This is a genomic window from Streptomyces tibetensis, from assembly GCF_040647715.1.
Classification (GTDB): Bacteria; Actinomycetota; Actinomycetes; order Streptomycetales; family Streptomycetaceae; genus Streptomyces; species Streptomyces tibetensis_A.
The window spans coordinates 967013-992059 of sequence record NZ_JBEZCR010000001.1 but is presented as its reverse complement, the minus strand read 5'-3'; the positions used below and the strand labels follow the sequence as shown (position 1 = coordinate 992059).

Here is a 25047-nt window from a genome sequence, read left to right as displayed (position 1 = left end):
AGAGCAAGGGGCGGGTGGTCTTTTACCGGACTCTTCACGAACTCTTACGTCGGGACGGGACCGTATCGTCGCAACGGGAGCGTACGTCGGACTGACGTCGGAACGCAACCGTTTCGTCGTGACGCCCTATGCTGTCGGCATGACGACGAACCCCGACGAGCCCCAGCAGCCCCCGCGTCGCCGGGCCCCCGCGGGGGCGGCGGTACTGCGGGAGGACGTGACGGAAGCGATCCGGGCGGCCGTCTTCGAGGAGCTGGCGGCCGTCGGCTACGCGCGGATGTCCATCGAGGGGATCGCACGCCGGGCGGGGGTCGGGAAGACGGCGGTGTACCGCCGCTGGCGCTCCAAGCTGCACCTGGTCCTCGACATCGTCTCGGCGCTCGCGGTGCAGGGCCTGCCCGCGCCGGACACCGGCTCCCTGGAGGGCGACCTGCGGCTGCTCTACGAGGTGACGTCCCGTGCGCTGCGCCACCCCGTCGCCTCGCAGGTCATCCCCGACCTCCAGGCGGAGGCGGCCCGCAACCCGGACATCGCCGAGGCCATGCAGAAGGCCCTGCGGGAGGGGCAGGACGGCGTCGCCACCGGCATCGTGACGGCGGCGGAACGCCGTGGCGAGCTGCGCGAGGGCGTCGACCACGACCTCGCCCTCGACCTGATCTCCGGCCCCCTCTACTGGCGCTCGGTGGTGATCCGCAGCCCGAAGCTTCCGAAGGGCTACCTGGCCGCCCTGGCCCGGGCCACGTCGGAGGGGCTGAAGGCGTTGTAGGAGGGGGCTCGACGGTGGTGGAGGGGAGCGCCCGGCCCGGGTGAGCCCGGGCGCGCGCCCCACATGAGTGAGCCCCGGCATGCGCGCCCGGGCTCGTCCGGCTGGTCCAGGGCTCACGCGGGGCTCGCCCAGCCCGCCCCGGGCTCATATCCGGGGCAGTCACTCGTGCGGGGCAGTCGCTCGTGCGGTGCAGCCGCTCGTCCCGTGCAGCCGCTCGTGCGGGTGCCGGCGAGTGGCTCGGGCCGGTCAGGCCCGCCGGGCCTCCGGGTGGAGCCGTACCCACCCCTCCCACGCCGACGTGATCATGTCCTGCACGTCCAGCCGGGCCTTCCAGCCCAGCTCCGTGGCCGCGCGGTCGGCGGAGGCGACCACGCGGGCCGGGTCGCCCGGGCGGCGGGGGACGACGGCCGGCGGCCGGTCGTGGCCGGTGACCGCGTTGATGCGGTCGATCATCTCGCGGACGGAGACGCCCTCACCCCGGCCGATGTTGAGCGTGAGGCTGCGGCCGGGGGAGGAGCGCAGCGCCCGGGCCGCCGCGACATGGGCCTCGGCCAGGTCGACGACGTGGATGTAGTCGCGTACGCAGGTGCCGTCCGGGGTCGGGTAGTCGTCGCCGAAGACGCTCGGCGGCGCGCCCTCCGTGAGCTTCTCGAAGACCATCGGCACGAGGTTGTAGACGCCGGTGTCCGCGAGCTCCGGGCTCGCCGCGCCCGCCACGTTGAAGTAGCGCAGGGACGCCGTCGACAGCCCGGTCGCCCGGCCCGTCGCCCGCACCAGCCACTCGCCGGCCAGCTTGGTCTCGCCGTACGGCGACATGGGCTCGCAGGGCGTCTCCTCCGTGACCAGGTCCACGTCCGGCATGCCGTACACCGCCGCCGAGGAGGAGAAGACGAGGGACGGCACGTTCGCCGCCGTCACGGCGTCGAGCAGCACCCGCAGGCCCTCGAGGTTCTCCCGATAGTAGTGCAGCGGCCGTTCGACGGACTCGCCCACCTGCTTCTTCGCCGCGAGGTGGACGACGCCGGTGACCGAGTGGTCCGCGAGGGTGCGGGCGATCAGCTCGGCGTCCAGGGTCGAGCCCGCCACCAGCGGCACCCCGTCGGGCACGCGCTCCGCGATGCCGGTGGACAGGTCGTCGTACACCACGGCCCGTTCGCCCGCCGCGGTCATCGCCCGTACGACGTGAGCGCCGATGTAGCCGGCGCCGCCGGTGATCAACCAGGTCATGTGCGGCCGTCCCCTCGTCAGTTGGCCCGTGGTGGTGCTGCGCGCCGATCCGTGTGTTCGCTGCTGTCGTCGTGCCTTCAGTGAAGCAGGCGGCGCAGTCGTCGGCGTACGACCGACAGCACACCACGTACGCCGGGAGCCACGCGCAGCGCCAGCGCGCCCGAGTGGGTGGAGTACGGCTGTACGAGTACCACGCCCTGCCGGGCGCTCGGAACGGCGCTGCGGCGCAGCAGACCGGCGCCCTTGAGCGCGTGCGCCGTGACGTCGCGGCTCGCGCCGTCGCGGAAGCGGATGCGAAGGCGCAGGTCCCAGGTGCCCGCGCCGAGCGCGGCCAGTGCGGCGAGGTCGACGGCCGTCTCCGCCGACCACGTGGCCTCGCGGCCGCCGGGGGTGCCGGCGGTCCCCGGGGCCTCGGGGCCCGCCCCCGCACACGGCGCGAGCGCCACGCTCGCGCCCCGGACCACCACGTCGCCGCCGTCCCGGTGCCGCCACTCCACGTCCACCGCCTCCGGACCCGCCTGCGCCACCCGCCCGTACAGCTCGTGCAGACGCAGCCGCAGCCGGGTGCCCCGCGCGCCCGGCCGCAGCTCCCCGTCGACGGCGAGCGGCAGCGCCTGCACCGGCCGGGCCCGCAGGGGCTCCAGGGAGACCTGCGGGAGCCGCTGCGACCAGACGGGCGTGCCGTCCCCGGCACGGGCGTACGGCGGGCACAGGCGGGCCGGGCGGGCGGCGAGCTCCCGCAGCCGGGGCAGGTCGCACGGCTCCGGGGAGGCCAGGACGACCCGTCCGGCCAGCCGGCCCGGAGCGGCCGGGTTGCGGGCCCAGTCGTCGGCGTCGTACTCCGCGAGGTGCGCCCGCGTGAGCTCCCACCAAGCGCGCCGGTACGCGACGTCGCGCAACACCAGCTCGCGCACGTACATCCGCAGGTCGTGGTCGAGGAACTTGGCGCGCACGGCCCGCGCGAGTTCCTTCTGCCCGGCGCCCAGCAGCACCTCGTGCGCCTGCCGGCACGCCTCCGTGCGGGCTCGCCAGTTCTCGACACCGGCCCGGTCCAGGGAGATCGACAGCCGCCCGGCGGACCGGCGCACGTGCCAGACGTAGACCCGGTCCGGGACCAGGGCGATGCGCGGGGCCGCGGCCAGCACGCGCGCGGTGAAGACCACGTCCTCGTACGGGAAGCGGCCCTCGGGGAAACGGATGCCGTGTACGCGCAGGAAATCGGTGCGGTAGAGCTTGTTGACGCAGAGCGTGTCGTGGACCAGGCGCGGTCGCCGCGCGGGGTGCGGTACCACGGCGTGCAGTGCGTAGAGGCGCTCCTGCCAGGCGATCTCGCGCCCCGACGGCAGCTCCCGGCGTACGCACAGGCCGCCCGCGACCTCCGCGTGCGCGCCCTCGGCCGCTCGCAGCAGCGCCTCGGCCGCGCCCGGCGGCAGGACGTCGTCGCTGTCCAGGAACATCACGTACGGCGAGGTCACCGCGGAGAGCCCGGTGTTGCGGGGGGTGCCGCAGCCGCCGCTGTTGACCCGGCGGCGGATCACCTTCAGGCGGGGCTCCGAGGCGGCGAGCCGTTCCAGCAGGCCGGCGCTGCCGTCCTTGGAGCAGTCGTCGACGGCCACCACCTCGCGCACGACCGGTCCCTGGGCGAGCGCCGACCGGACGGCGTCCGTCACATGGGCGGCGTCGTCGAAACCGATCACCACGACGGCGACCTCGGCGAGCGGCTTCCCGGCGTCCCTCCCGGCCGTACTCCCGGTCACGTTCCGGGCCTCACTCTCGGTCTCACTCTCGGCACTCATCACGACGGATCGTAAGCCGGGCGAATGACATGAAAGTGATAACACACCATCAAACCTGCGCGAAGCCTCTCATCCAGCACAGAATCGGGCCGTGAAGAGCGGACAGTCGACGGGGAGCGGCAGGTTCGCCACGAGGGCGCTGCCCGTGGCGGTTCCCATGGCGGTGATGCTCGCCGTCGGGCTGTGGGGACTGGACCGCGGCGGCATGTGGGGAGACGAGAGCGTCACCTTCCAGGTCGCGCAGCGCACGGTCCCGCAGATCTGGCGGCTGCTGCACGACGTGGACGCGGTGCACGGCCTGTACTACCTGTTCATGCACGCCGTCCTCACCATTCACCCGGACGAGGTCGTGCTGCGCCTGCCTGCGGTGTGCGCGGCGACGGCGACCGCCGGCCTGGTCGCGTCCCTGGGCGTCCGGCTGGCCGGACCCCGGGCCGGCCTGGGGGCCGGTGTCCTCTACGCGATCACCCCGATGACCGGCCACTACGCCCAGGAGGGACGGTCGTACGCCCTGGTCGCGGGAGGTGTGGCAGGGGCGACACTGCTGCTCCTGAGAGCCGTGGAGGGGGCGGGGACCCGGGCCTGGTGGGGATACGGGACGGCCGTCGCCCTGACCTGTGCGCTGCACGAGCTGGCGGTGCCCGTGCTGGGCGCGCACGCGCTGACGCTGGCGCTGCTGCGGGTGCCGAGGAGGATGTGGTCCTGCTGGGGGCGCGCGGCGGGGGCGGTGGCACTGCTTCTGCTGCCGCTGGTGTGGGTGTCGCAGGGGCAGGCCGGGCAGGTGGCCTGGCTGGTGCCGCCCGGGTGGGACCGGGTCGAGAGGCTCGCCCGCAACTTCACTCCCGGTCCGGCCGGGCCGGTGTTCTGGGGCGCGCTGCTGCTGATGGCCGTGGGACTCCGGGAGCGGCGCACGGCCGCGGTCGCGGTGCCGCTGCTGCTCGTGCCGCCGGGCATCCTGATGACCGTCTCGCAGGTCCGGCCGCTCTACCACGACCGGTACGTGCTCTATTCGCTTGCGGGCGCGTCCCTGCTGGTCGCGGCCGGGGCCGGGCGAGTGGGCCGGGCACTGGGGCGGATGGGCTGTGACGGGCGCCCGGCAGGGGGCGACGGGCGGCGAAAGTGGATAGACAGGCGGATGTGGGTCGGCGGACCGCGGGCATGGTCCGACGGTCGGCGGGTGGCGGTTGGCGGTCGGCAAGTGCGGGGTGTCATGGGCTGCATCGCTGTCCTCGCCCTCATCGGCACCTTCCTCACCCAGCTCCCCGTGTACCGCCAGGACCGGTCCGCCGCCCACCGCCCGGACAACCTCGCCGTGGTCTCCGCGCTCGCCGTCCGTCGGATGCGCCCCGGCGACCCCGTGCTGTTCCTGCCGTCGGTCGGCAGGCTCGCCGCGCTGGCCTACCCGAAGGGGTTCCGGCGGGCGCAGGACATCGCGCTGCGGGAGTCCGCGCCCCGCTCCGGGACGCTGTGGGGCCGGGAGGCGACCCCCGGGGAGCTGCGCCGGCGGCTCGCCTCGGTGGACCGCGTCTGGGTCGTCGCCGAGGCGCACGTGCTGAACCCCCGCTGGTCCCCGGCCGATCCGGTCGAGCGGACCAAGCTCGCCGTCCTGAGGGAGGAGTTCACCGTCCGGGAGCAGCACACCCGGGACGGAGTGGTCCTCCGCCTCCACGTCCGGCGGCAGCCGGGCGACGAACGCCCCGGTGTGCCGGCCGGCATCCCGCCCGGGGCGGCTACGACGGCCCGGTCCCGGGCGAGCCGCCCTGCGGCTCCGCGAGCGCCGCGGCCGCGTCGAGTGCGGTGGTGAGCTCGTCGATGCGGGCGCGCAGGGCACGGACCTCCTCGGGGCCGAAGCCCGTCGAGGACGCGATCCGGCGCGGCACCTGAAGCGCCCGCGCCCGCAGCGCGACGCCCTCCTCGGTCAGCCGCACCTCCACCGACCGCTCGTCGCGCGCACTGCGCTCCCGGCGCACCAGACCGGCCGCCTCCAGCCGCTTCAGCAACGGCGACAGCGTTCCGGAGTCGAGACGCAGGTGCTCGCCGAGCTTCTTCACGGGCAGCTCGTCGTGCTCCCACAGCACGAGCATCACCAGGTACTGCGGGTAGGTGAGACCGAGGTCCTTGAGGATCTGGCGGTAGACGCCGTTGAAGGCGCGGGAGGCCGCGTGCAGGGAGAAACAGATCTGCTGGTCCAGGCGGAGCCAGTCGTCGTCCGGCGTGTTCATGCTCCCAGGATAGCTCGTGCCCACCATTCAATTGTGCACAACTGAATTGTGTGCTCTAATTCTGGGTGTCGGGCGGCCCGGAAGCGGGCCGCCGAACGTTGACGTGAGAGGGAAGGTTTTCCATGGACGCGCTCTACACCGCTGTCGCCACCGCCACCCACGGCCGCGAGGGCCGCGCCGTCAGCTCCGACGGCGTGCTGGACCTCGCCCTGGGCATGCCCCAGGCGCTGGGCGGCAACGGCCAGGGCACCAACCCCGAGCAGCTCTTCGCCGCCGGCTACGCCGCCTGCTTCGGCAGCGCCCTCGGCCTCGTCGGCCGCGCGGCCAAGGTCGACGTCAGCGACGCCGCCGTGACCGCCGAGGTCTCCATAGGCAAGCAGGGTGAGGGCTTCGGCCTCGCCGTCACCCTCCGCGTCGAGCTGCCCGACAGCGTGGACGAGGCGACCGGCCGCAAGCTCGTCGAGCAGGCCCACCAGGTCTGCCCGTACTCCAACGCCACCCGCGGCAACATCGAGGTCGACCTCGTCATCGAGTAACCCCCCGCACGCCACCCCCGACCCGTGCCAGCACCTCCCCCGTCCGGCTGCTCCACGCCACCACCACGGCCTCCTCGGGCACCGGGTGCCAGCGCGTCAGCAACAGCCAGCGCACGTGATAGCGGCGGACGACGGCGGACCGCTCGGCGCGGGTCGAACCGGCGGCCAGGTAAGCGCGCACGTCGGCCGCCCGGCGCTTCCGCTCCCGCTCGTCCAGGGCGGGGTCGGGCCAGATGGGCGCGGCGAGGTTCGGCCCGTACCCGGCGATGGCGTGACTGGCCAGGTACCCGTCGGTGATCACCACCTCGCCGGGCCCGATGTGCCGGGCCGCCCAGTCGTACGACGGCCAGCGCGTCGGCTGCGCGAACCCCACCGGGTCGACCGAGCGCGGCACCACCGCCCCGGCGTGCACGGTGACGAACCCGACGCACACCCCGGCCGCCGCCACCCCGCCCAGTACGCGCCGGGCCCGCCGCCAGGGCCGGGGCGCCGCCAGCTCCACCGCCAGGGCGAACTGCAGCGGCACCAGCACGGCCCACAGGGCCCGGGCGTACGTGTAGTGCCCGCTCACCCAGCCGTACGCCACCAGCAGGCACTCCAGCAGGAACATCCACACCAGCGGATCACGCGCCGACCTGCGGGCCCGGGCCCACAGCGCGGGCAGACCGAACAGCGCGAGCCAGGAATTGGCGAGCATCCTCTCGTACAGCTGCCGGTGCATCGCGTCCATGCCGGTGTCGCTGACCAGCGTCAGCACGTCGTAGTACGGCCACGCCACCGCGACCGTCATGCAGGCCACCCCGGTGAGGGCCCAGCGGGCCACGACCGGACGGCGCCAGCCGCGCTGCCGGGCCGCCACGATCCCCACCGCCCCGGTGAGCGCCGAGGCCGCCGTGACGGGGTGGGTGAGCAGGATCAGCCCGTACAGGACGCCGATCCCGGCGTACCCCCACCAGCCGCCGAGCCCGCTCGGGCCGACGAAGCGCACGGCGGGGGCGTCGTCCCGCGCCCGGGTGCCCGTCCAGGCCCACGCCCAGAACGTCAGGCCGATGGCGATCGTGGACGGGTAGCCCAGGTTCGTCGTCATCGACATCAGCCCGAGGTAGCCGCTCCACAGGATCCGTGCGGTGCCCCACAGCAGCGTCATGAACAGCAGCGTCCACACCGGCGCCCAGGGGCGCGGGGTGAGGGTCCTGACGAACCGGCCGAGCCCCGTCAGCAGCACCAGCAGGTGCACCGGCCCGGCGAGCTTCACGACCTCCCAGCCGGACAGCCCCGTCAGCCGCGCCAGCACCCCTTGGACGACGGCGTACGGGCCGTAGTAGGGGCTGCCCTCACCCGGCAGGTCGGCCATGGAGTGGGCCGGGTGCAGCAAGTCGGCCTTGAGGCGTTCGACGACCGCCGCGTGCTGCCCGGCGTCGCAGCACAACGGGATCCGCCAGTACGCCAGCGTCATCACCAGCCAGAACAGGGCGCCGTAGAACTGGTACGGGGTGAGCCTGCCGACACGGCCGCCGCGCAGCGCCGTCGCGCCGCGCACGGCCCGCCGGACCAGGGCCGGGGCGCTCACCGGAGGGCGGAGGGGGTCTGGGGCATGCGCCGAATGTTCCCGCCCTACGCCTGCCCTGACCCCGGATCACTTCATCGGGTGAGACGGCTACCCCCACCTGCCGACCGTCAGTCGCACAGTGCCCGCTGTGCCGCCGCCGGCCAGCGTGCGAAGCGGAACCGTGTCCGCTCGACCGACCCGGTGAGGTTGTGCCAGAACCGCTCGGCGGTGAGCGGTGCGCGTACCGACTCCCGCAGCTCGGCGAGTTCGCCGCAGCCCAGCGCGGCCCGGGCCGCCAGGACCGTCTCCCGTGCGGCTCCGGCCCGCAGCAGGTCGCGCTGCGGCGGGTGCTCGGGCGCCCACTCGGCGAAGATCCAGTAGTTGCGCAGGAACTTCTCGTGCCCCGGCCAGCTCCACCGCTCCAGCGCCAGATGCGCGCCGATCGGGCTGGCCAGCCCCCAGGCGTCGTTGACGTAGGCGTCCAGCGGCGCCGCCGCTCCCGTCACTCCGAGGTGACGCCCCACGATCACCACCCGGTACGGGGCGCCCGTGCGCATCGGCGTGGCGTGCAGCCGCCGCCCGGCGTCGAAGTAGAGCAGCGTCGGCCCGGGCGCACGCTCCGCCCGGGCCAGCATGGCGCGCCCCTCGGGCAGGGCGGGCCAGTTGGCCACCCAGGTGGCGGTGCGCACCGGGTTGTGGTCGCCGAGGCCCTCCACGTCGGAGCTGCGCACGTTGAACGACGTGGGCGTGCTGCGCACGTCGAACGGCGCCCGCAGCGGACTGACCGCCGCACACAGCCACACCGCCAGCAGCGCCCCCGCCACGCCGGTGACCCTGGTCGCGGGCACGACCAGCACCGGCAGGAGCAGCAGGAGCAACGCCGGCAGGATCATGCGGGCGTGCATGTAGTCGCCGCCGACGCGCACGACGTACCCGGCCAGCAGCAGGCCCGCCGCGAGCGGCGCCAGCAGCACCGCGAGCGAGGCACGCCCCGGGACGCGGCCCCGCTGCTCCCGGCGGGTGCGCCGGACCAGCAAGGCGGCCAGCGCCCCGAGCACCGGGACGACCGGCCACAGCCAGTACGGCCCGAGCGTCTCCTGCACGTACCCGGCGCCCCGGCCCCAGTCGCTGGCGCTCGCCTCCTTGGCGATGGCCGGCAGCGGCACCAGGATCCCGTAGTACCCGGCCCGGAAGATCTCGTACGCCAGCGGTACCGCCCCCGCCGACGCCAGCATCGCCGCCGTACCCCGCCGGGAGGGGCGCAGCACCCACCACTGGGCGGCCAGGAAGCACGCCGTGACCACGGCGAGATCGGGCCGGACCAGCGGACCCAGCCCGAACACGAAGGCGGCCGCACACGTCCCCCGGGCTCCCTGGCCGCGCCGGGTCCGCACCAGCAGCCACCACGACAGGCCGGTCCAGAACCCGCCGAGGCCGCTCTCCAGGCCCGACGTCATGTACGACCAGAACGGCGGCACGGCCAGCAGCACGAACACGCCCGCCGGGAACAGCAGCCCGGCGCTCCGGTGCAACCGGCACGTGGCGAGCAGGGCGAACGCGAACCCGGCGGTGCTCAGCAGCAGTCCCACTCCGACCGCGAGGAACGCCGGGTCCTCGCCGGTGACCCAGGTGGTGAGCGCGAGCAGCCACTGCCAGAGGGTGCCCGTCGAACTCTCCGCCCGTTCCCCGACGTTGAACACCGGCCCGTTGCCCGCCAGGATCTGCCGGACCGGACGCAGGTAGATGAGCCCGTCGTCGCAGATCCAGCGGCGCCGGTAGCCCAGCACGAACAGGACCGCGGTGGGCACGGCCACCAGGGTGGCGTGCCAGCACCGCACCGGCCGCAGCCGCTCGGCGACGGCGGGCGGCCGCGCCGAGGAGGCCCGCTGGCCGGGCAGGGAGGGGACGGCCTCGGGGGTCGCGGGAGTTCTCATCTCTCGATCAGCGCCTCGGGTCGGATGCGGACACCCTCGGTCCGGCGGGCCGCGGGCAGCAGCGCCCCGCCCCGCTCGCCGAGCATCAGCAGCCGGACGACCCGCTCGGCGGCCCGCCCGTCCTCGAACTCGCAGTACCGCTCCCGGAAACCGGAGCGCAGCCGCGCCGCCTCCGCGTCCTGCCAGGTGCCGGAGGCGAACAGCCAGGCCAGCTCCCGGTACGAGCGCGACACATGGCCCGGGGCGTCGGCCGTGATGTCGAAGTAGGCGCCCCGGCTCGCCGCGAACGCCCCCCAGTCGTCGGCGTGGACGACGATCGGCCGGTCCAGCAGCGCGTAGTCGAACAGCAGGGCGGAGTAGTCGGTGACCAGCACGTCCGAGGCGAGCAGCACGTCCTCGACGTGCGGCTCGTCGGTCGCGTCCACCAGCACGCCCCGCCGGTGCAGGTCGGACAGGCCGAGGCCGCGCGCCACGCCCGCCGCGAGCGACGGGTGCAGCCGGACGACCAGGGTGTGCCCGGGGCCCAGGTCCTCGGCGAACCGGGCGAGGTCGAAGCGGTCGACATGGCCGCCCCGCCGGTAGTCGCGGCGGGTCGGCGCGTACAGCACGACCGTGTCCTCGGCCGGGATGCCGAGCCGCTCGCGCACCTCCCCGCCCCGCTCGGGGCCCGCGCCGACCAGCACGTCGTTGCGCGGGCTGCCGGTCCGCAGTGAGGTGAAGTGGCACGGGTACGCCCGCTCCCACGCCCGTTCCGCGTGCCGCCCCGCGACGAGGCTGTAGTCCCAGCGGTCCGCCCGGCGCAGCATCTGCGGCACGTCGAAGCCGTGCCGGGCGCCCGGCTTGGTCAGCAGGTCCGCGCCCATGTACTTGAGCGGGGTGCCCTGGTGGGTGTGGATGTGGACGCTGCCGGGCCGCTTGGCCAGGGTGCCGGGCCAGTTGACGTTGTTCACCCAGTACGTGGCCCGCGCCATGACCTCGTGGTAGCGCCGCGAGCCCGGCGTCACATGGTCGATGCCGGGCGGCAACGCGTCCACCGCGTCCTCCCGGACCACCCACACGCCCCGGATGTGCGGGGCGATCTCGCGCGCCTTCGCGTGGATCGCGGCCGGATCCCCCGTCACGCCCCGGTGGTGGGTCGCCGAGTAGACGGCGAGGTGCGGATCGAGGGGGCGCTTGGACTGGGCCGCGTACCAGCCGCGCAGGGCCGTCTCCGACGCCCTCTTCGCCACCTTCCGCTGCCCGCCCACGGCGGCACCGCGCAGGTCCCGCAGCCCGCGCGCCGCCGCGTACGACGCGTAGGGCGCCGAGGCCAGCAGCCGCATCTCCGCCCCGCGCCAGCCGTCCGGCCGCGGGAAGCCGCCCTCGGGGAGGTGACGGCGGTGGAAGGAGCGGATCTCGCGGTAGAAGTCGCCCCGGTCGGCGGGCCGCACCCGGTCCTCGCGGGCCAGCACGAACAGCATGTGGTCCAGGGCCCGTTCCAGCAGCAGCGGCCGCGCCCAGTCGAGGTCGGGACGCTGCTCCAGGAACGCGAACAGACCCTCGTACTGCGGGAAGATGTCGAAGTGCCGGCGCCCCGGTGTCCTGGTGATCGCGCCCTGCCGGCGCTGCCGGTACTCCACGCCGATCCGGTCCAGGCAGGCGATGCGCTCGGCCAGCACCATCGACCGGTAGGTGACCGGCGCGTCCTCGTACAGCCCCGCCGCGTACTGCAGGCCGTGCTCCTGGAAGAACGAGCGCCGGTAGGCCTTGTTCCAGGCGACCAGGAACAGGTTCAGATACTCGGGGCTCTCCCGGACGGAGAACGTCCCCAGCCCCGCCGCGGCCAGCAGATCCGCCGCCTCGCTGCGCCCGCCCCGGCCCCACCAGTGGGTGCGCACATGGTCGAACACCAGGATGTCCGGCTCGCCGGTCGCCGCCAGCCGGGCGGCGACGGCGGCCAGCAGGCCCGGTGTGTAGGCGTCGTCGCTGTCCAGGAACAGCACGTAGTCGCCGGCCGCCTGCGCGAGGCCAGCGTTACGGGCCCGGCCGAGGCCCACGTTCTCGGGCAGGTGCAGCACCCGCACCCGGTCGTCGCGGGCGGCGTACTCGTCGAGGATGGCGCCGCTGCCGTCGGGCGAGCGGTCGTCCACGGCGATCACCTCGAAGTCGCCGTGGGACTGGCCGAGTACCGAGTCGAGACACTCGCGCAGGAAGCCCTGCACCTTGTAGACGGGGACGATGATGCTGAAGCGGGGCACTTCTTCGGTCAGCTCCTCACGAGGGTGGCGGCGGGGGCCGGGACGCGCTCCGCGAGCGGGACCACGGGTGGGATCGACTCGGGCGGCTCCCCGAGCAGCACCCTGCGCACCACGCGCTCGGCGGCCCGCCCGTCGTCGAACTGGCAGAACCGCTCCCGGAACGCGGCCCGCAGCGACGTGGCGGTCTCGTCCGCCCAGGAGCCGTCGTGGAAGACGCCCGCCAGCTCCTCGGGCGTGCGGGCGACCCGGCCGGGCGGGAGATCCATCAGGTCGAAGTACACGCCCCGGGTCTCCCGGTAGACGTCCCAGTCGTCGGCGTACACGACGATCGGCCGGTCCAGGTTGGCGTAGTCGAACATGATCGACGAGTAGTCCGTGATCAGCGCGTCGGCGGCCAGGCACACGTCCTCCGACGAGCGGTGCCCGGTGACGTCGATGATCCGCCCGCCGCCCCTGCCGGGCCCCTGGTCGTAGAAGTAGTGGGCGCGCAGCAGCACCACGTACGCGTCGCCGATCGCCTCGCAGAACTCCGCGAGGTCCAGGCCCGTCTCGAAACCGGTGGCGTAGTCGCGGTGCGTGGGCGCGTACAGCAGGGCCTTCTTGCCGTCGGGGACGCCCAGTTCCTTGCGGATCCGGGCCACGTCCTCGGCGGACGCCGTGCAGTACACGTCGTTGCGCGGATAGCCGTACTCGAGGGTCTCGTGCGCGCTGGGGAACGCCCGCTCCCACATCTCGGTGGAGTGCCGGTTGCTCGTGAGGTTGTAGTCCCAGCGGTCCACCCGGGCCAGCAGTCTGGCGATGCTGCCGGTCGCCGCGGCCACCACGGGGTACGTCGCCTGGTCGGCGCCCATCGTCTTCAGCGGGGTGCCGTGCTGGGTCTGCAGGTGCACGCTGCCGGGGCGCTTGACCACGGCATCGGCGAAGTTGGCGTTGTTGACCAGGTACTTGGCGCGGGCCAGCACCTGCCAGTACCTCCGGCTGCCGATCACCGCGCACTCCACGTCCGGCGGCACACTGCCCACCGCGTCCGGCTCGACCAGGAACACCGCACGCAGGTGCGGCGCCAGTGCGCGGGCCTTGGCGTGGATCGCGGCCGGGTTGCAGACGTAGCCGCGCCCCCAGTACGCGCAGTACACGACGAGGTTCTCGTCGAGCGGGAGGCGCAGGCCGAGCGCGTAGCGCAGCCGGGTGCGCAGCCCACGCGGGCGGGGGAGCAGCGCGGCGGCCCGTACGGCCGTCCGGTTGGCGGCGCGCAGGGCGCGGAACGCCGGGTACGACCCGGCGGCGAGCAGCCGGTGCTGGACGCCGAGGCTGCCGCCGGGCGTCCGGTGACCGGCCGGGCGGTGCCGCCGGTAGAGCACACTCGCCCGCCGGAAGAAGGCCCGCCGTCCGGACGTCAGCCGCCGGGGATGGGCGGCCGTCTTCAGCACGGCGGCGAAGAGCTGCTCGAACAGCGGCGACAGCCGGTCCGCCGAAAGCCCCTGCTCCGCGGCCCGCGCCAGCACCAGCTCGCACTGGTCGAGGAGCTCGGTGTGGTGCTCGCCGGGCAGGCCGAGCAGGTTTCCCTGCCGGCGCAGCAGATGCCGGACGACGACCGAGCGCAGCACCGCCACCCGCTCCGCCCGCAGGGCGACCAGCCCGCCGAAGCCGATGTCGGTGTAGTGGTTCCCGGGGAAGGCGAGGCTGTGCTCGGTGAGGAAGGCCCGGCGGTACAGCGCGCTCCACGCCGGGAGCGCCACGCCCGTCACGTGCGGGGCGCGACCGGGGGAGAAGGCCCCGTCCGGCGTCCTGGCCAGCAGGGGCGCGGCCGGGTTGGTCGGCTCACCCTCCCACCAGGGGGTGCGCTCGTGCTCGAAGTACAGGACGTCCACGTCGCCGGTCTCGCCCAGCCGGGCGTCCAGGGCCGCGAGCGCGCCCGGGACCAGGACGTCGTCGCCGTCGAGGAACAGCACATGGCCGCCGACGGCCGCCCGCAGCCCGGAGTTGCGCGCCCCGGCCAGTCCGTCCGACGGCGGCGAGTGCACCGGCGTCACCCGGGAGTCCCGCTCGGCGTACCCGGCGACGACGTCCGCCGCCGGTGCGTCGGGCGCGTCGCACACCGGGATCAGCTCGAAGTCGCCGAACGACTGGGCGAGGACGGAGTCCAGCGCCAGGGACAGCCGGCCCGCGACCCCATGGGACGGGACGACGATGCTGAAACGGGGCATGTGGCTCTTTCTGTCGGGAGGCGGGTCTGGCGGGGCGGGCCGGGTCACACGGGTCGTGGTCGCCCCGGACGGCCCGACGGCCGCCAGGAGGGCGGCCGGGACGGCGTCGGCCGCGACGGGCTGGAGGGCATGCGGGCTCCCCCGGGTGCGAACCGTGGTCAGAGGCTGTCGGTGACGGTGTGGGGACCTGCCGGCAGCGGCACCGTGGTGAGCGGCTCACGCGTCAGCGAGGCCGCCGCCGAGGGCACCGGGCGGCGCTCGCCGAGCGGCACGACCGGCGGCAGCTCCGACTCCCCGAGCACGACCCTGCGCACCACCCGCTCGGCGGCCCGCCCGTCGTCGTAGGTGCAGAACCGCTCGCGGAACGCCGCCCGCAGCTGGGTCGAGCGGGAGCCGCGCCAGTGGCCGGTGGCGAAGATGTCGATCAGTTCGTCCTCGCCGCGGGCGACCGCGCCCGGCGGGGCCTCGCGCACGTCGAAGTAGGTGCCGCGGGCCGCGTCGTACGCCTCCCAGTCGTCGGCGTGGACGACGATCGGCCGGTCCAGGTTGGCGTAGTCGAACATCAGCGAGGAGTAGTCCGTGACCAGGGCGTCCGACGCCAGGCAGAGCGACTCGACACTCGGGTGGCCGGAGACGTCGACGACCCGGCCGCAGGTGCTGGTCAGTGGGGCGTCGTAGCCGTGGTGGGCGCGGGCCAGGACAACGAAGCGCGGGCCGAGGCGGCGCACGATCCGCTGGAGGTCCAGGGGCCGGCGCGGGGAGCGGCGGTAGTCGCGGTGGGTCGGCGCGTACAGGATCGCCACCGCACCCCGCGGGATGCCCAGCGAGGCGCGCAGCCGGGCCACGTCCGCCGGGGTCGCCGTCCGGAACACGTCGTTGCGGGGGTAGCCGTACTCCAGCGTGGTGTAGCGGCCGGGATGGACGCGCTCGTTGGTCAGGGTGGTGTGGCGGTTGGCGGACAGCACGTAGTCCCACCGGTCGACGTCCTTCAGCAGCCGCGCGAAGTCACGGCCGCGGGCCGCGGCGGGGCGCTCCTGGAGGTCGAGCCCGATGTGGCCGAGCGGGGTGCCGTGCCCGGTCTGGATCAGGATCTGGCCCCGGCGCTTGGCCAGCCGGTCGTCGAAGCCGGTGTTGCTGACCAGGTAGCGGGAGCGGGCGAGCGCCGTCCAGTAGGCGGCCGTCCCGGGGACGATGCGGCGCGGGCCGGGCGGGATCGTGTGGTGGTGTTCGCGGTGGGCGATCCACGCCGTGCGGACGTGCGGCGCGAGGTCGCGGAACGCGGCCTCCAGCGCGCCCGGATTGCAGCCGTGGCCGCGGCCGTCGTAGGCGGCGAAGACGGCGCGGTCGGCGCGCAGCGGCAGGCAGCGCTGCACGCGGTAGTGCGTCCTGAGGGCGGCCGACCGCAGGCCCCGCAGCAGCTTGCCGGCGGTGCGGCCGGCGGCGCGCTGCAGGGCCGAGGCCAGCTGGAGGGTGCGGTAGGTGCGGTGCAGGCCGAAGCGGATCAGGCCGTGGTGGATCCGGCAGCGCATCGGGCCGGGGACGCCGGGGGTGCGGTAACGGCGGTAGTGGGCGCGGGCCCGGCGCAGGAAGTCGGCGCGCGAGCCCCGGGGCAGCCGGTCCCGCCGGGAGTACACGATGACCAGGTGGTGCACCATGCGGCGGAACAACACCGGCCGCCACCGGTCCAGTTCGGGGCGCTCGTCGAGATACGCGAAGACCCGGTCGTACTGCTCGAAGACGTCGAAGTGCCGCTCGCTGGTGGTGCGCAGGATACTGCCCTGCCGCCGCTGCCGGTAGTGCACGCAGACCCGGTCGAGGGTCGCGATCGAGTCGGCGGTCATCAGCACCGGGTACGTCCAGGGCGTGTCCTCGTAGACGCCGGGCGGGAAGACGAAGCCCCCCTTCTCGACGAACTCCCGCCGGTAGGCCTTGTTCCAGGCGACCATCAGCAGCCGCAGCAGCCCCGGCCGGTCCTCCAGACGGAACGGCGCCGGGCCCTGCTCGGTGAGCTGCGGGGCCGCCTGGTTGCGGATCGCCTCGCCCGTCCAGTAGGTGCGCGCGTAGTCGAAGACCAGCACGTCCGGCTCGCCCGTCTCCTTCAGCCGGTCGGCGATCGACCGCAGCGCGTCGGGCGTGAGGGTGTCGTCGCTGTCCAGGAACAGCAGGTAGTCGCCGCTCGCGTGCGCCACGCCGGCGTTTCTCGCGCGGCCCAGGCCCACGTTCTGCGGCAGATGGACGGGGCGTACGCGCGTGTCGCGGGCGGCGAACTCGTCGATGATCGCGCCGCACGCGTCCGGCGAGCAGTCGTCGACGACGATCAGCTCCAGATCGGAACAGGACTGGGAGAGCACCGATTCGAGGCACTCGTGCAGGTACGCCTGAACCTGGTACGCGGGGACAATGACACTGAACCTGGGCAAGAGGCCATCCATCGGTCGGCGCGGGCGTTCGGCCCGGCAACGGCCGATGGGCCGACTTGGTTACGGTCGCTACGGCATCCGGGGGAACACGGAAGGGGCGGACCGCCCCCGGCCCACCCCTTCGACTACCGTGCTCTGATCGCTACTTGACCGCGCCCGCCATCACGCCGGACACGAACTGCCGCTGGAACGCGAAGAAGACGGCCAGCGGGACCACCATCGAGATGAACGCGCCGGGTGCCAGCACGTCGATGTTGTTGCCGAACTGCCGTACCTGGGTCTGCAGTGCGACCGTGATCGGCTGGCTCCCGGAGTCCGAGAAGATCAGCGCGACGAGCAGGTCGTTCCACACCCACAGGAACTGGAAGATGCCGAGGGCCGCGATCGCCGGGGCGCCGAGCGGCATCACGACACGGAAGAACAGCCGCAGTTCACCCGCCCCGTCCAGGCGCGCCGCCTCCAGCAGCTCGCGCGGGATCTCCGCGAAGAAGTTCCGCAGCAGGAACACCGCGAACGGCAGTCCGAAGCCGACGTGGAAGAGCACCACGCCGAGCACCGAGCCGAAGATGCCGATCTTGCCGAAGAGTTCGGCGATCGGGATCAGCGCCACCTGCACGGGCACGACCAGCAGCCCGACCACGCCCAGGAACCACCAGTCCCGGCCGGGGAACTCCATCCAGGCGAAGGCGTAGCCCGCGAGCGAGCCGATGACCACGACCAGCAGGGTCGCCGGTACGGTGATCCACACCGTGTTCAGCAGGCTGTTGGTGATGTCCTCGTTCTGCAGCAGCTTCGAGTAGCTGTCGAAGGTGATCTGCGAGGGCTCGGTGAACACCTTCCACCAGCCGCTCGCCGCGATGTCCTCCGGCGCACGGAGGCTGGACACCAGCAGCCCGATGGTCGGCACCAGCCAGAACAGTCCGACGACGATGAGGAACACCCGCAGCAGCCCGCCGCTGACCCCCTCGGCGAGCCGCGATCCCAGCGACTGCTTGGCCTTCATCGCCTGACCTCCCGCCGCAGCCGACGTACGTTGAACCACATCACCGGGATCACGAGCAGCAGCAGGAACACCGAGATGGCGCTGGCGATGCCCGGCTGGTCCTCGGAGAATCCCTTGCGGTACAGCTCCAGCGCGAGGACGTTCGCGTCGTCCTGGGAGGAGCCCGGAGCGATGATGAAGACCAGGTCGAAGATCTTCAGCACGTTGATCATCAGGGTGACGGTGACGACCGCGAGGACCGGCGCCAGCAGCGGCACCGTGACGCGTCTGAACACCTGCCACTCGCTCGCGCCGTCGACCCGGGCCGCCTCCAGCAGCTCCCGGGGCACACTCGCGAGCCCGGCCGCGATCAGCACCATCGCGAAGCCCGCCCACATCCAGATGTACGAGCCGATGATGGCCGGGGTGACCAGGGACGGGCCGAGCCAGTCCAGGCCGTTGTACGGTTCCTTGAAGTTGCTCGCCGGGAGCCGGAGCAGGGCCCCGTCGGCCGAGGCGGGCAGCGTGAAGGTGCCGTCGCCCGCGGCCGTCGTCGACGCGACGACCTTGCCGTCCTTCACGGCCTCGACCCGCATGCCGGCGTAGCCCAGCTCGGACGGGTCGACACCGTTGAGCGTGCCGACGCCCTTGCCGCGGGTGAAGTCCTGCCAGGTGGTGCCCGTGATCTTGCCCGGCTCGGGCTTCGGCGCCACCGCCGTCTTCGCGCCGTCGGGCATCTGATCCGGCGCCACACCCACCAGCGGCAGCGAGACCGCCTCGCCCGTGCGGACGGGCGACGTGGTGACGAACGCGCCCCCGCCGGCCGGCTTCAGCGGCGACTCGCGGCCCGGGTGGGCCTTCGGGAACGCCGAGGCCTGGGCGAACGTGTCGTGCACGCCCACCCACACCGCGTTCGCGACGCCCTTGTCCGGGTCCTGGTCGTACACCAGGCGGAAGATGATGCCCGCCGCCAGCATCGAGATCGCCATCGGCATGAAGACGACCAGCTTGAACGCCGTACCCCAGCGCACCCGTTCGGTCAGCACCGCGAAGATCAGGCCGAGCGCGGTCGCGACCGTCGGCGCGAACACCACCCAGATGATGTTGTTCTTCAGCGCGGTGCGGATGCCCTCGTCGGTGAAGAGGGCCTTGTAGTTGTCGATTCCGGCGAAGCCGTCACCGGACTGGTCGTAGAAGCTGCGCACGACCGAGTACCCGATCGGGTACACCACGAGCGCGCCGAGCAGGACGAGCGCGGGTAGCAGGAACAGCGCCGCGACGGTCCTGCGGGTGCCGGTCACACTCTTGCGCGACTTGGGAGCGGCAGGGGGCTTGTGGCCCCCTGCCGCCGAAACCGACGTCATGACGTCAGTTCCCGTACGCCGCGGCCGCTTCGGTCTCCAGCTTCGCCTGCGTCCCCGCGATGTCCTTCGGGTTCTTCAGGAAGTCCTGGAGGATCTTCCACTCGCCCTTGCCGGGCGTTCCGCCGAAGGCCTGCGGGGCCTGGTCGGACATGTCGAAGCGGAAGTCGTCACCGGCGTCGATGAGCGCCTTGGCGATCTTCTGCTGCACCGCGTTCGGATAGTCGGAGTTCGGCACGTTCTTGTTCGGCGAGAGGTAGCCGCCCAGCTTGGCCTGGATCGACGCCGCGTCAGGGGAGGCGAGCCAGGTCGCCAGGGCCTGCGAGCCCTTGGAGTCCTGGAGGATCACGGCCGCGTCGCCGCCCGAGACCACCGGTCCGTTGTCACCGACCGCCGGGAACGGGAACACCTTCGCGTCCGTGCCGATCTTCATGTTCTTCGGGATGTTGACCTGCGCGAAGTCGCCCGCGGCCACCATGGCGGCCTTGGGCTGGTCCCCGCCGGTGAACACCTGGGTGACGGACGCCGGGAAGTCGGTCTGCAACGCCCCGCTCGCCCCGCCCGCGATCCAGTCCGGCTTGCCCCAGACCTGCGCGAGGGTGGTCAGCGCGTCCTTCACGGACGGGTCCGTCCACTTGATCTCGTGCTTGGCCAGCTGGTCGTACTTCTCGGGGCCGGCCTGGGAGAGGTAGACGTTCTCGAACCAGTCGGTCAGCGTCCAGCCCTCGGCCCCGCCGATGGAGAACGGGGTGACGCCGGAGTCGAAGACCGTCTGCGCGGTGTTGAGCAGGTCCGGCCAGGTCTCGGGCTCACTGGCTCCCGCGTTCTCGAAGACCTGGTTGTTGTACCAGATCAGGGACTTGTTGGCGGCCTTGTAGTAGACGCCGTAGGGCTTGCCGTTCACCTTGCCGATGTCCTGCCAGCCCTGCGAGTAGTTCTCGCCGAGCTCCTTGACGGTGCCGGAGCCCAGCTGTTTGGCCCAGCCCTTGTCGACGGCCTGCTTGATGGCGCCGGGCTGCGGCAGCATCACGATGTCCGGCGGCTGCCCGCCGGCCACCTTCGAACCGATGAAGTTGATGATCGGGTCCTGTGCGGGCACGAACGTGACCTTGGCGCCCGTGCGCTTCTCGAACTCCTGCAGGACCTTCTTGAAGTTGGCCTGTTCCGTGCCGGTCCATACGGCGGCGATCTCCAGGCTCGTCCCGTCCAGCTTGGGAAGGGTGACGTTGTTGCCGGTTTCCGAGGTGTCGCCCGTGCTTCCACCGCTGTCGTTGTCGGTGCTCCCGCAGGCACTGAGCGAGAGCGCGAGGGCTCCCGCCGCGACGGCGGCCGCGGCCTTGACGGCTCTGCGGCTCTGAGGGGTCGCCGTGTCCCGCTTGGGCGACCAGCGTGTCCGGATGGTGCTGCTCGTCATGCGCATGACTGCCCCGCTTCTTCGTTCCTCGTCGAACGTCGAGCGCGCTCCCGTGCGATCTGGTCTACGCCCGGGTGTGCGGGGGCGGCAAGATGGCATCGGCTGTCAAGTGGGGGATCGTGACTCCCTCGTGACCAGGTACGCGGCCCCATGACGCGGGTGGGCTCGATGACCCTCCCCGCTTACAGGAGCGACGGCACCTTCGCAGCCGCGACCTCCCGAGCCGCCCTTTCCAGCGCGCTGGCCAACAGTGCCAGGTCGGTCGGGCCGTTTCCGAGTTCCCGCACCGGACGCCGGGCCGGGGGGTCACCCATGCGGTGCCATTCCAGGGGTACGACCGTGGGGCGCAGCGTCGCCGTCCGCGGGATCCGGCCGGTGACCCGGCCGCCCTGGAACGGGGTGACCCGCCCGTCCGCGCCGGTCAGCCTTCCCCGGCCGGGCGCCGGCTCCTCCGGGCCGGGGGCCGGGGCGTCGAGCACGACACGCAGGGTGGCCCGGCGCGCCGGTTCCGTCTCCGCCGTGCGGGCGCACGGGCCGGTGGCCGCCACCAGATGGACGCCGAGCCGCTCGCCGTCCCGGGCCACCGCCTCCAGCGCGCGCATCACCGACCCGGCCGCGGGCCGCCCGGTCGAGCCGAGCGCCGGGGCGACCAGCGCGTCCAGGTCATCGACGACCACGACGAGCCGGGGCAGCGGGGGTGCGGCCACGTCCGGCTGCCGCCGGGCCGCGCCGGGCCGCAGCCGCATGGTGGAACTGGACGGCGAGTCGAGGTCGCCGGCCCCTCCCGCGCCGACCGCGTCGGCCTGGGCACCGCCCCGGGCCGTCGCCGTGCGCTGCGCGACCATCCGGCCCGACAGCTCGCGGCCTGTGTGCCACTCGGCGAAGCCGGACCGCCCGAGCAGCTCGGCGCGCCGCTTCAGCTCCGCGCTCAGGGACTGCGCGAACTCCCGCATGCGGACCGGGTCGTGGGCCATGAGCAAGGTGGTGACATGCGGTACGTCCGTACACACCTGCAGTCCCTCGCCGTTGCCGCCGCCCGCGCCCGGGCCGCCCCGGCCGTCGACCAGCACGATGCCGAGGCGGTCCGGCCGCTCGGCGGCGGCCAGGGACGCGACGATCGAGCGCAGCAGCTCCGTACGGCCGCTGCCCGGCGGGCCCTCGATCAGCAGATGCGGCCCCTGGGCGGCGAGGTCGACGCCGACCGGGCCGCGCGGCCCGGCGCCCAGCACCGCGCGCACGCGTCCGCCCAGCGCCTCCGCGTCGTCGGCCGCGTCCGCCCAGCGGGCCATCAGTGAGGCCGGGGTGGCGCGGGCCAGACCCAGCTCGTCCAGCAGCCGTGCCGCCTGCGGCAGCGGTGCGGAGACCCGCGGCTGGCGCTCGCTCGCCGGGCCGTCCGTCCGCAGCGGTGCCAGCGCCCGCGCGAACCGCTCGGCCCAGGCGGCGGAGACGGCGTCGACGGTGGCGACCGTGCCGTGCCCGACGGGCCCCGCGGACGAGCCGTCGCCGCCGGTACGGGCCACACGCACCAGCCTCAGGGCCGTCGCCACGTCCCCGCTGAGCAGCGCGACCGCGCCGCACTGCCGGAAGACCGGTGCCGCCGAACAGGCCGCCTCGTAGGTGTCCGTCACCGGTGAGGCCGGTGAGGCGGCGGCCGTCTCGGCCAGGCAGACGACGTGGATCCCGGCCCGAGGGCCCTCCAGCGCGAGCCGCGCGAGGGCTCCGCGCAGGTCGGCACCGCCGGGATCGCCGTCGACGACCACGACGGTGTACGGACCGGGGAATCCGCCCGCCGTGTCCCCGCCGGCGCTGTCACCCAGGGCCCAGGAAGGACGGCGGGGGGCCGGGACGGTGTGGTGCGGGGGCGGGGCGCCGGTCGACGGGGTGCCGCCGCTCGCCGGGGGGCCGCCGAGCCCCGTGGGGCTGCCGGCCTGGCTCGCGTCCGCCAGCTGGTCCTCCAGACGGCGGGTCAGCTCGTCGACGCGGGCGGCGGCCTGCTCGCGGTCGTGCGCCAGGAGCAGCCGGCAGTCCTGCCCGTGCCCCGGGCGCACGTGCGGCAGCCAGCCCAGCCAGGACCACTCGGCGGTGCGCTCCTCAAGGGAACGGGAGCGGTCCGCGGCGATCAGGACGATCTCCAGCGTGTCGGGGGAGTGCAGGGCGGTGAGCTGGGCCAGGACGGCACGGGTCAGCCCGGTCAGCCGCGCCCGCGGCCCGGCCAGTCCCAGGGCGCCGACCTCGCGCAGTCCGGCGGTCACGGGGACGGCGGGCAGCAGGCCCGAGCCGTCCGGTGCCACCCGGTCGGCCGTACCGAGGCGCACGGCGAGCGCCTCCGGGTGGCCGGGGCCGCGCTCCCACAGCCGCGGTCCGGGCCCCAGGGCCGTGAGCAGCAGTGTGGCCGGGTCCGGCCAGGTCTCCGGGGCGGCCGGCACGACGACCGGGTGGTGCTCCGCGGCCACCACCGCTGCCGGTTCGTCCTCGTACGTCTCGCGGGGTTCCGCCGCCTGCTCGCCGCGCCCTCCGGTCAGCCGCCGGGCCCACGCCCCGAGCCCGCCACGCCTGCGGGACTGCTGGGGCAGGTCGGTGCCGCGGAGGGGAGTGCCCTTGCGCCCACGACCGGCACGCTGGTCGGCGAGGGCCGGGTCGTCGCCGGCAGCGCCCGGGTTCGTGGGGTGGTGACCGCTCCCGTCCGTGGCGCCGGGGCTGACGCCTGTACCGACGCCGACGCCGTACGCCGGTCCGGTGCGGGCGGGGGCCATGTCGCCGAATGCCCCGGCCCCGGAACGACCCGCATGCGTGTCCCCGGCGCCGCTCCCCGGCAGCCCCGCATCGCGCCCCTGCCCGGGGCCGGGCGGAGCCAGGGGCGACGAACCCTGAGCCGCGTCGTGCTGCCGGGTGGTCCGGCGCGTTTCCTCCGGCGAACCGGGGCGCTTTCCGTGAGCCTCCGGGAATGTCCACCCGGATCCGGCGGACCCCGACCGTGCTCCTCCACCGGCCGTCTGCCGCCGCGCCTCACCCCCGGTGCCCCCGGGCGGCACCTCACTCCAACCGTCCCCGGCGTGAGCAGCGCCCCCGGTGCCGGCAGGCGGCACCTCACCCCGGCGCCCCCCGGGCCGGGCTTCACCGCCGGCACCCGGGACCGGACCTTCGTTGCGGTGGCCCTCGGCGCGGGCCGTGCCCGCGGCACCCCGGGGCGGCACCTCACCCCGGCGCCCCCCGGGCCGGGCTTCACCGCCGGCACCCGGGACCGGACCCTCCTTGTCGTGGCCCCCCGAGCGGGCTTCGCCCCCGCTGTCCGCAGTGTGGCTCCCGCCGCCGTGTCCCCGCTCCCGCGGAGCGTCCCACCTGGCGCCTGTGCCTTCGATCCGCGGCGCTGCCGAACCCGAGCCCGCCCCGCCGCCGTCTATCCGCGGCGCTGCCGAACCCGAGCCCGCCCCGCCGCCGTCTATCCGCGGCGCTGCCGAACCCGAGCCCTCTATGCGCGGCGCCTCCGACCCGGAGCCCGCACCCCCGCCCTCGATCCACGGTGCCCCGCCCTGCCCCGGCACCACGGCCGGATCCGCGGAGCCGCGCCCGGGAGCAGCCGGTGTGCCAAAGACCGCGGAGCCGTAGGCGTGGTGCGTGGAGCCCGGGGGCCCGGCCGCTCCCGGAGTCGCCCCGCCGGGAGCGGATGCCTCCGCGGGCCCGGCCACGCGCACGTGCCCCTCACCGTCCGGGGTCGTCTCCACCCGGGCCCCCGGCCCCCCGGCGGGAGCCAGCCGCAGGGCCGACTCGCCGATCCGCAGCAGCGCACCCGGCACGAAGGGGACGGCCCGGCCGCCCACCCGCGCGCCGCTCACCGTCGTGCCGTTCGTGGAGTCCAGGTCGGCGACCGCGACGCGGCCGTCCGCGCTCACCGTCACGGCGCAGTGCAGGCGGGAGACGTCCGGGTCGTCGAGCGGTACGTCGGCGTCAGCTGAGCGGCCGATGCGGATCTCGCCGCCGTGCAGAAGATGGACACCGCCGGCGTCGGGCCCGGCCACGACCTGCAGCTGGGCCGGGGCGTCCTCCAGCTCCGGATGCGGCTCCGGCTCGCCCGGCGCGCCCACGGACAGCACGGCGCCGTCGGTCAGCGGCGGCTCGCCGAGCGTGCAGCGCTGGGCGTCCAGTCGCTGCTCCCCGGCGTACAGCACGGGCGTGCCCGAGCCGTCACCGCCGGAGACCGCCTGGGCGAGCGCCGACGCCACCGCGGCGAGCGCCGTACCGGCGGGTGCCGTGACCAGCACGTCGCTGCGCGGGGCGCGATCCCGCGCCGGCGCCGACGGGCCCAGCGGATCTACGACGGTCAGCCGGATCTGCATCGCCGTCAGCGGTCCCTTCTGCCCGGGCGCGGAGTCCCCCACCCCGCCCCAGCACGTCGGCC

Annotated in this window: 15 protein-coding genes; 3 read left to right on the top strand and 12 right to left on the bottom strand. The window is 74.1% G+C overall.

Translation table 11 applies throughout. From position 1 onward, the window contains the following. The first annotated feature begins 139 nt into the window (after positions 1-139). Entirely contained in the window at positions 140-766 is a 627-nt protein-coding gene (locus AB0B29_RS04435; RefSeq protein ID WP_362233766.1) for a TetR/AcrR family transcriptional regulator, read from the top strand. A 246-nt stretch (positions 767-1012) separates the two neighbouring features. On the opposite strand, the gene galE is transcribed toward AB0B29_RS04435, so the two are convergent. Beyond that, positions 1013-1993 (bottom strand): UDP-glucose 4-epimerase GalE, encoded by a 981-nt coding sequence (gene galE / locus AB0B29_RS04430; RefSeq protein WP_362233764.1) that lies wholly within the window; start codon positions 1991-1993, stop codon positions 1013-1015. A gap of 77 nt (positions 1994-2070) precedes the next feature. After that, complete coding sequence (locus AB0B29_RS04425; RefSeq protein WP_362233761.1) at positions 2071-3789, bottom strand: glycosyltransferase family 2 protein; 1719 nt, start codon at positions 3787-3789, stop codon at positions 2071-2073. Between the two features lie 157 nt (positions 3790-3946). Between AB0B29_RS04425 and AB0B29_RS04420 the strand changes: the two genes are divergently transcribed. Continuing rightward, a complete protein-coding gene (locus tag AB0B29_RS04420; protein ID WP_362233929.1) occupies positions 3947-5593 on the top strand; it encodes a glycosyltransferase family 39 protein in 1647 nt (548 codons plus the stop codon). Here the strand turns inward: AB0B29_RS04420 and AB0B29_RS04415 are convergent. Continuing rightward, positions 5520-6038, bottom strand: coding sequence for a MarR family winged helix-turn-helix transcriptional regulator (locus tag AB0B29_RS04415; protein WP_436845774.1), 519 nt, complete (start codon positions 6036-6038; stop codon positions 5520-5522). The genes AB0B29_RS04420 and AB0B29_RS04415 overlap by 74 nt on opposite strands. Positions 6039-6133: 95 nt before the next feature. Between AB0B29_RS04415 and AB0B29_RS04410 the strand changes: the two genes are divergently transcribed. Next, positions 6134-6547 (top strand): organic hydroperoxide resistance protein, encoded by a 414-nt coding sequence (locus tag AB0B29_RS04410; RefSeq protein WP_161368937.1) that lies wholly within the window; start codon positions 6134-6136, stop codon positions 6545-6547. Here the strand turns inward: AB0B29_RS04410 and AB0B29_RS04405 are convergent. The 9 genes from AB0B29_RS04405 to AB0B29_RS04365 form a co-directional block, all read right to left on the bottom strand. After that, positions 6537-8117 carry a hypothetical protein gene (locus tag AB0B29_RS04405; RefSeq protein WP_362233756.1) on the bottom strand — a complete coding sequence of 527 codons (1581 nt, stop codon included), beginning with the start codon at positions 8115-8117 and terminating at the stop codon, positions 6537-6539. The genes AB0B29_RS04410 and AB0B29_RS04405 overlap by 11 nt on opposite strands. A 107-nt stretch (positions 8118-8224) precedes the next feature. Further along, complete coding sequence (locus tag AB0B29_RS04400; protein ID WP_362233753.1) at positions 8225-10030, bottom strand: hypothetical protein; 1806 nt, start codon at positions 10028-10030, stop codon at positions 8225-8227. Then, complete coding sequence (locus tag AB0B29_RS04395) at positions 10027-12267, bottom strand: bifunctional glycosyltransferase/CDP-glycerol:glycerophosphate glycerophosphotransferase (RefSeq protein WP_362233751.1); 2241 nt, start codon at positions 12265-12267, stop codon at positions 10027-10029. The genes AB0B29_RS04400 and AB0B29_RS04395 overlap by 4 nt, the downstream gene beginning before the upstream one ends. 8 nt (positions 12268-12275) lie before the next feature. Beyond that, entirely contained in the window at positions 12276-14474 is a 2199-nt protein-coding gene (locus AB0B29_RS04390) for a bifunctional glycosyltransferase/CDP-glycerol:glycerophosphate glycerophosphotransferase (RefSeq protein WP_362233749.1), read from the bottom strand. 158 nt (positions 14475-14632) lie between these two features. Then, the gene (locus AB0B29_RS04385) at positions 14633-16894 is read right to left on the bottom strand and encodes a bifunctional glycosyltransferase/CDP-glycerol:glycerophosphate glycerophosphotransferase (protein ID WP_362233747.1); all 2262 of its coding nucleotides are present in this window, start codon (positions 16892-16894) and stop codon (positions 14633-14635) included. A gap of 142 nt (positions 16895-17036) precedes the next feature. Then, a complete protein-coding gene (locus tag AB0B29_RS04380; protein WP_362233744.1) occupies positions 17037-17897 on the bottom strand; it encodes a carbohydrate ABC transporter permease in 861 nt (286 codons plus the stop codon). Further along, entirely contained in the window at positions 17894-19240 is a 1347-nt protein-coding gene (locus AB0B29_RS04375; RefSeq protein ID WP_436845773.1) for a carbohydrate ABC transporter permease, read from the bottom strand. The genes AB0B29_RS04380 and AB0B29_RS04375 overlap by 4 nt, the downstream gene beginning before the upstream one ends. Before the next feature lie 4 nt (positions 19241-19244). Beyond that, entirely contained in the window at positions 19245-20657 is a 1413-nt protein-coding gene (locus tag AB0B29_RS04370; RefSeq protein WP_362233741.1) for an ABC transporter substrate-binding protein, read from the bottom strand. A gap of 176 nt (positions 20658-20833) precedes the next feature. Further along, positions 20834-24985 (bottom strand): FtsK/SpoIIIE domain-containing protein, encoded by a 4152-nt coding sequence (locus AB0B29_RS04365; RefSeq protein WP_362233738.1) that lies wholly within the window; start codon positions 24983-24985, stop codon positions 20834-20836. Positions 24986-25047 lie beyond the last annotated feature (62 nt).